The sequence below is a fragment of the Intrasporangium sp. genome (assembly GCF_039812505.1).
GTDB lineage: Bacteria > Actinomycetota > Actinomycetes > Actinomycetales > Dermatophilaceae > Intrasporangium_A.
In genome coordinates this window covers 1-5785 of the sequence record NZ_JBDIAQ010000190.1, presented here as the reverse complement: position 1 = coordinate 5785, position 5785 = coordinate 1, and the positions used below count along the sequence as shown (strand labels likewise).

Here is a 5785-nt window from a genome sequence, read left to right as displayed (position 1 = left end):
GTCGGCGTGCGTCGGCGCGCCCGGCCGCCAAACCGACATGCAGCGCCGTCAGCTCAGCCTGACAGCATCCGAGAGTCGATGCGCGATCGGCATGCCCGGCCGGTAGGCAAGGTGTCGGTGGGACGGCGCGGTCAGCACCGCGAGGTCGTCGACCGAGGTGCCCAACCGGACCGTTCCGACGTCCTCCCGGCGCAACGCCCGGGCGGATCCGGCGGTGGCGGCATACACCGCCTCCTCCGGGGTCATGCCCATCTCGCGCACGGCGAGGGCGACCATCAGCGGCATCGAGCTGCTGTTGCAGGTGCCCGGGTTGCAGTCGCTGGCCAACGCCACCGCCACCCCGGCATCGATCAGGCGCCGCACGTCCGGGTAGGGCGAGCGGGTCGAGAACTCGACCCCGGGCAGCAGGGTCGCCACCGTGTCCGAGCCGGCGAGTGCCGCCACGTCGGCGTCGGACAGGTACGTGCAGTGGTCCACGCTCGCGGCCCCGAGGTCGACGGCGACCTGCACGCCCGGGCCGGGGCCCAGCTGGTTGCCGTGCACGCGCACCAGCAGCCCGTGCTGCTTGCCCGCCGACAGGATGTGGCGCGCCTCGTCCTCGGTGAAGGCGTACCGGCTGTTCGGCTCGCAGAAGACGTCGACCCAGCGGGCGTGGGGGGCGCAGGCCTCGAGCATCTCCCCGGCGCACAGCTGCACGTATGCCGCTCGGTCGGCGTGGTACTCGGGCGGCACCACGTGCGCCCCCAGGTACGTCGTCTCGCCGGTGAACTCGGCGGCGATCCGCAGGGCCCGCGCCTCCTGCTCGACGGTCAGGCCGTAGCCACTCTTGATCTCAACCGTCGTGGTGCCGAGCGCGGCCATCTCGGCCACGCGGGCCTGCACCAGGGCCCGCAGCTGTTCGTCGGAGGCGGCGCAGGTCGCCTCTCGGGTGACCGCGATGCCTCCGCCGTCATAGGGGGTCCCGGTCATCCGGGCCACGAACTCGGCGCTGCGGTCACCGGCGAACACGAGGTGCGAGTGGCTGTCGACGAAGCCCGGCAGCAGCGTCTGCCCATCCAGCTCGACCCGCTCGTCGGCATCCGGCGCGGCCGACCCGGGACCGATCCAGCCGACCCGGCCGCCGTCGATCACGAGTGCCGCGTCCTCGAGGATGCCGAGCAGCCCACGCTCGCGCGCCGGGTCGTTGGTCACCAGCTCGCTGATCCCGGTGACGACGGTGGCGCTCATACGTCCTCCTGTGCGGTTGCGACACGTTGCGGGGGGCCACTGCGTTGCCCGGCCTGCCGGGCCGGGCCGTCCGGGCGGACGGCCGAGGTCAGCGCGACGACCGCAGCTGCGACCATCCTGCCGACGTCGCCGAGCCGGTGCCGGCCGGCGTCGACGATCACCTCGCCGTCCTTGACCACGGTGTGCACGTCCGCGCCGCCGGCGGCGTACAGGATCTGGTCGGGATGGGCGCCCGCCGTGCGGGGCGAGTCGGCGCGGATCGCGACCAGGTCGGCACGCGCTCCCGCCTCCAGCCGGCCGGCGTCGGGCCAGCCGATACTGGGGTGGTCGGTGGCGGCCGCCAGCAGCTGGGCGTGCTCGAACCGGCCCCGCTGCAGGGTCGCGAGCCGCTCGTGCATCTCCAGGGCGCGAGCCTCCTCCATCAGGTCGATCACAGCGTGCTGGTCGGAGCCCAGGCTGAGCGGGCTGCCGCCATCGAGCAGCGCGCGTGCCGGCCCGATGCCGTCGGCGAGGTCGCGCTCGGTGGTGGGACAGAAGCAGCAGGTGGTCCCGGTGCCACCGAGCAGCCCGATGTCGCCCGTGGTCAGGTGGGTGGCGTGCACGGCGGTCGTACGCTGCCCCAGGGCCGAGGCATCGTGCAACAGCTGGGTGGGGGTGCAGCCGTAGACCTGCTGGCAGGTCTCGTTCTCGGCGGGCTGCTCGGACAGGTGCACGTGCAGCGGCGCCTCGCCCGAGGCCTGGACGACGGTGGGGATCTGGTCGCGGGGCACGGCCCGGACCGAGTGGATCGCGGCGCCGATGACGGTGTTCTCGTCGCCTTCCAGCTCACGCCAGCGGCGGGCCCACCCGTCGGCGTCCCCGTCGCCGAACCGCTGCTGCTCCGGTGACATCGCCAGGTGCCCGGCACCACCCAGCCCGCCCGACACGTAGCAGGTGTCGAGCAGCGTCAGGCGCACCCCGGCCTCAGCGGCGGCCTGCCGGAGCGCCTCGCCCATCGCGTTGGGGTTCGCGTAGGGCGTGCCGCCCGGGGCGTGGTGCACGTAGTGGAACTCACCGACGGCGGTGATGCCGGTCAGGGCCATCTCGGCGTAGGTGGCCCGCGCCAGCGCGAGGTAGGAGTCGGGGTCGAGGCGCGCGGCGACGGCATACATGACCTCGCGCCAGGTCCAGAAGGTGCCGCCGCCGTGGTGGGTGCGACCCCGTAGCGCCCGGTGGAACGCGTGGCTGTGGCAGTTGGCGAAGCCGGGCACGACCACCCCGGGCAGCCGTCGCGCGCCCTCGGAGCCATCCCTCGCGGTCACCGCGGTGAACCGGCCGTCGGTCACCTCGAACCGCACGGACTCGGCCGGCCCGTCCGGCAGCAGCGCGTGGGCGGCCCAGTACGCCGTCACGACGGGTCCGACAGGGCCTGCGACGGGCCCGCGGGTGGTGGGCTGCCCTCCGCACCGGTCGACGAGGTATCGCCACGCAACGGCAGCTCCGCTCCGGTCACGAGATCCTGCACCACCCGGGTGAGCGCGGCCACGCCGCGGTGGCAGTCGCCCGGCTCGGCGAACTCCTCCGGGGAGTGCGACACCCCGGTGGGGTTGCGGACGAACAGCATCGCGGTCGGCAGCCCGGCGGTGGCGAGGATGCCGGCGTCGTGTCCGGCACCGGTGCCGAGCAGCGGGACGTGGTCGCCCAGCACCGCGCTCAACCGGGAGACCAGTCCCGCGTCGAAATGCGTGGTCGGGGTCCAGGACTCCTCGCTGATCCGACCTCCACGCTGGGCCACCTCGTCGGCGAGGGCCGACACGGTGGCCCGCACGTCCGGCTCGACCGGGCCGCGGGTGTCGAGCCACACCGTGGCGTGCGAGGCGATCGCGTTGACGCCGCCCGGGTCGAGCCGCAGCTTGCCGACGGTGGCCACCGTCGAGTGGCGCTGCGCCTCGGCCCGGACCGCCAGGACCATCTCGGCGGCGAGCAGGGTGGCGTCGTGACGGTCCTCGAGACGGGTGGTCCCGGCGTGGTTCGCCATGCCGGGCAGGTCGATGCGCCACCGGCCGTGCGGCCAGATGTTGGTGCCGATCGCGACCGCCGAGGTGGCCGGGTCCAGGTCGGCCAGGGCGCGGCCCTGCTCCACGTGCAGCTCCACGAAGCAGCCGACGCGACGCAGCGCCTCCTCGTCCCGACCGATCACGTGCGGGTCGCGGCCGGCCACCCGCAGCGCCTCGGCCATGCTCACCCCGTCGGTGTCGACGAGGTTGCGCGCGCGGTCGGCGCCGAGTGCCCCGGTGATGACCCGGGAGCCGGCGCACGCGACGCCGAAGCGTGCCCCCTCCTCGTCGGTGAAGTTGACGACCCCCAGCGGTCGGTCGGGCCGCAGTCCCTGCTCCCGCAACGCGTCGATCACGGCGAACGCGGACACCACCCCGAGCGGCCCGTCGTAGGCGCCGCCGTCGGGCACCGAGTCGAGGTGCGACCCGATCACGACGCCCTGTCCGGGCGCGTCGTCCGGGTCGCCCCACCAGGCCCACTGGTTGCCCATCCGGTCGGTGGTCAGGTCGAGTCCACGGCGCGCGCTCTCGCCGGCGAACCACTCGCGCAGCGTGTGGTCCTCGCGGGTCAGTGCGAACCGGCGGTACCCGCCGGTGGACTCCGAGCGTCCGACCGGATGCAGGTCGTCCCACATCCGGTCGAACTCCCGAGCCACCGCGACGGAAGGCTCGCTCACGGGTTCAGCTCTCCTGCATGGGGATCCGCACGCCGCGTTCCTGGGCGACCCGCTCGGCGATGTCGTAGCCGGCATCGACGTGGCGGATCACACCCATGCCCGGGTCGTTGGTGAGCACTCGTGCGAGCTTCTCGGCGGCCAGCGGGGTGCCGTCGGCGAGCGAAACCTGCCCGGCATGGATGGAGCGGCCGATGCCGACGCCGCCGCCGTGGTGGATCGAGACCCACGAGGCGCCGGACGAGGTGTTGACCAGCGCGTTCAGCAACGGCCAGTCCGCGATCGCGTCGGACCCGTCGGCCATCGCCTCGGTCTCGCGGTAGGGCGAGGCCACCGAACCGCAGTCCAGGTGGTCGCGCCCGATCACGATCGGCGCCGAGATCTCACCGGAGGCGACGAGGTCGTTGAAGGCCAGGCCGGCCTTGTCGCGCTCGCCGTAGCCGAGCCAGCAGATCCGGGCGGGCAGGCCCTGGAAGGCGATCTTCTCGCGGGCCCCGCGCATCCACTTCTGCAGCCGGTCGTTGTCCGGGAACAGGTCCATCACGGCCTTGTCGGTGGCGTAGATGTCCTTCGGGTCACCCGAGAGCGCGGCCCAGCGGAACGGGCCCTTGCCCTCGCAGAAGAGCGGCCGGATGTAGGCCGGCACGAACCCGGGGAACTCGAACGCCCGCTCGTAGCCGCCATGGCGCGCCTCGTCGCGGATCGAGTTGCCGTAGTCGAAGACCTCGGCCCCGCCGTCCTGGAACTCGACCATGGCCTTGACCTGCTTGGCCATCGAGGCGCGGGCGCGGTCGGTGAACTCCTCCGGCTTCTTCTCGGCGAACTCGTGCCAGTCGGCCAGGTCGACGTCCTCGGGCAGGTACGACAGCGGGTCATGCGCCGACGTCTGGTCGGTGACGATGTCGATCGGCACCCCCCGGCGCAGCAGCTCCGCGAAGACGGTGGCCGCGTTGCCGACCACGCCGACGCTCCAGCCGCGCCGCTCCTGCTTGGCCAGCAGGGCCTTCTCGACCGCGTCGTCCAGGTTGTCGGCGACCTCGTCGAGGTAGCGGTACTCGACCCGCCGGTGCAGCCGCTCGGGGTCGACGTCGACGATGAGGCAGGCGCCCTCGTTCAGGGTAACCGCGAGCGGCTGCGCCCCGCCCATGCCGCCGCACCCGCCGGTGAGCGTCAACGTGCCGGCGAGAGTCCCGCCGAACCGCTTGTCGGCGACGGCCGCGAACGTCTCGAAGGTGCCCTGGACGATCCCCTGGGTGCCGATGTAGATCCACGACCCCGCGGTCATCTGGCCGTACATGATCAGGCCGAGGTGCTCCAGCCGCCGGAACTCGGGCCAGTTGGCCCAGTCGCCGACCAGGTTCGAGTTCGCGATGAGCACCCGCGGCGCCCACTCGTGGGTGCGGAACACGCCGACGGGCTTGCCGGACTGGACCAGCATCGTCTCGTCGTCGGCCAGTGTGGTCAGGGTGCGCACGATCGCGTCGTATGCCGGCCAGCTGCGCGCCGCCCGCCCCGTGCCGCCGTAGACGACCAGGTCGTCCGGCCGCTCGGCGACCTCTGGATCCAGGTTGTTCATGAGCATCCGCAGCGGGGCCTCCGTGGCCCACGACCGTGCGGTCAGCGTGGTCCCGCGGGCGGCGCGGACCGGGCGTGCACCTTCCATCTCAGTTCCCTTCTCGGTCGGGCTGGTTCAAGGATTCGGGCATGTCGGGACGCCGGACTTCGCGGTGTCGGGGGGTACCGCGGTGCCGGAGGTCGGACGCACTTCGCCTGATCGACAGTGCAGTTCTCCGGATCGAGAGTGCAACTCTCCGGATCGAGAGTGCAGTTCTCCGGATCGAGAGTGCA

Annotated in this window: 4 protein-coding genes; all 4 read right to left on the bottom strand. The window is 72.8% G+C overall.

Translation table 11 applies throughout. The annotated features are described in order from the left end of the window. Window positions 1-48: 48 nt before the first annotated feature. Genes hutI through hutU form a run of 4 tightly spaced genes read right to left on the bottom strand, consistent with a single transcriptional unit; the run spans window position 49 to window position 5600 of the window. The gene (gene hutI, locus WMI84_RS16490; protein ID WP_347354866.1) at window positions 49-1227 is read right to left on the bottom strand and encodes an imidazolonepropionase; all 1179 of its coding nucleotides are present in this window, start codon (window positions 1225-1227) and stop codon (window positions 49-51) included. Continuing rightward, complete coding sequence (locus WMI84_RS16485; protein ID WP_347354865.1) at window positions 1224-2618, bottom strand: formimidoylglutamate deiminase; 1395 nt, start codon at window positions 2616-2618, stop codon at window positions 1224-1226. Before WMI84_RS16485 ends, hutI begins: the two co-directional genes overlap by 4 nt. Continuing rightward, on the bottom strand, window positions 2615-3940 hold the full coding sequence (locus WMI84_RS16480) for an allantoate amidohydrolase (protein WP_347354864.1): 1326 nt from the start codon (window positions 3938-3940) through the stop codon (window positions 2615-2617). The genes WMI84_RS16485 and WMI84_RS16480 overlap by 4 nt, the downstream gene beginning before the upstream one ends. Window positions 3941-3944: 4 nt before the next feature. After that, window positions 3945-5600 (bottom strand): urocanate hydratase, encoded by a 1656-nt coding sequence (hutU, locus tag WMI84_RS16475; RefSeq protein ID WP_347354863.1) that lies wholly within the window; start codon window positions 5598-5600, stop codon window positions 3945-3947. Window positions 5601-5785 lie beyond the last annotated feature (185 nt).

What these genes read in the sequence shown, in the direction of transcription:
- hutI (WP_347354866.1), bottom strand. Translation starts at nt 1,227, where the DNA reads ATGAGCGCCACCGTCGTCACCGGGATCAGCGAGCTGGTGACCAACGAC.
- hutU (WP_347354863.1), bottom strand. Translation starts at nt 5,600, where the DNA reads ATGGAAGGTGCACGCCCGGTCCGCGCCGCCCGCGGGACCACGCTGACC.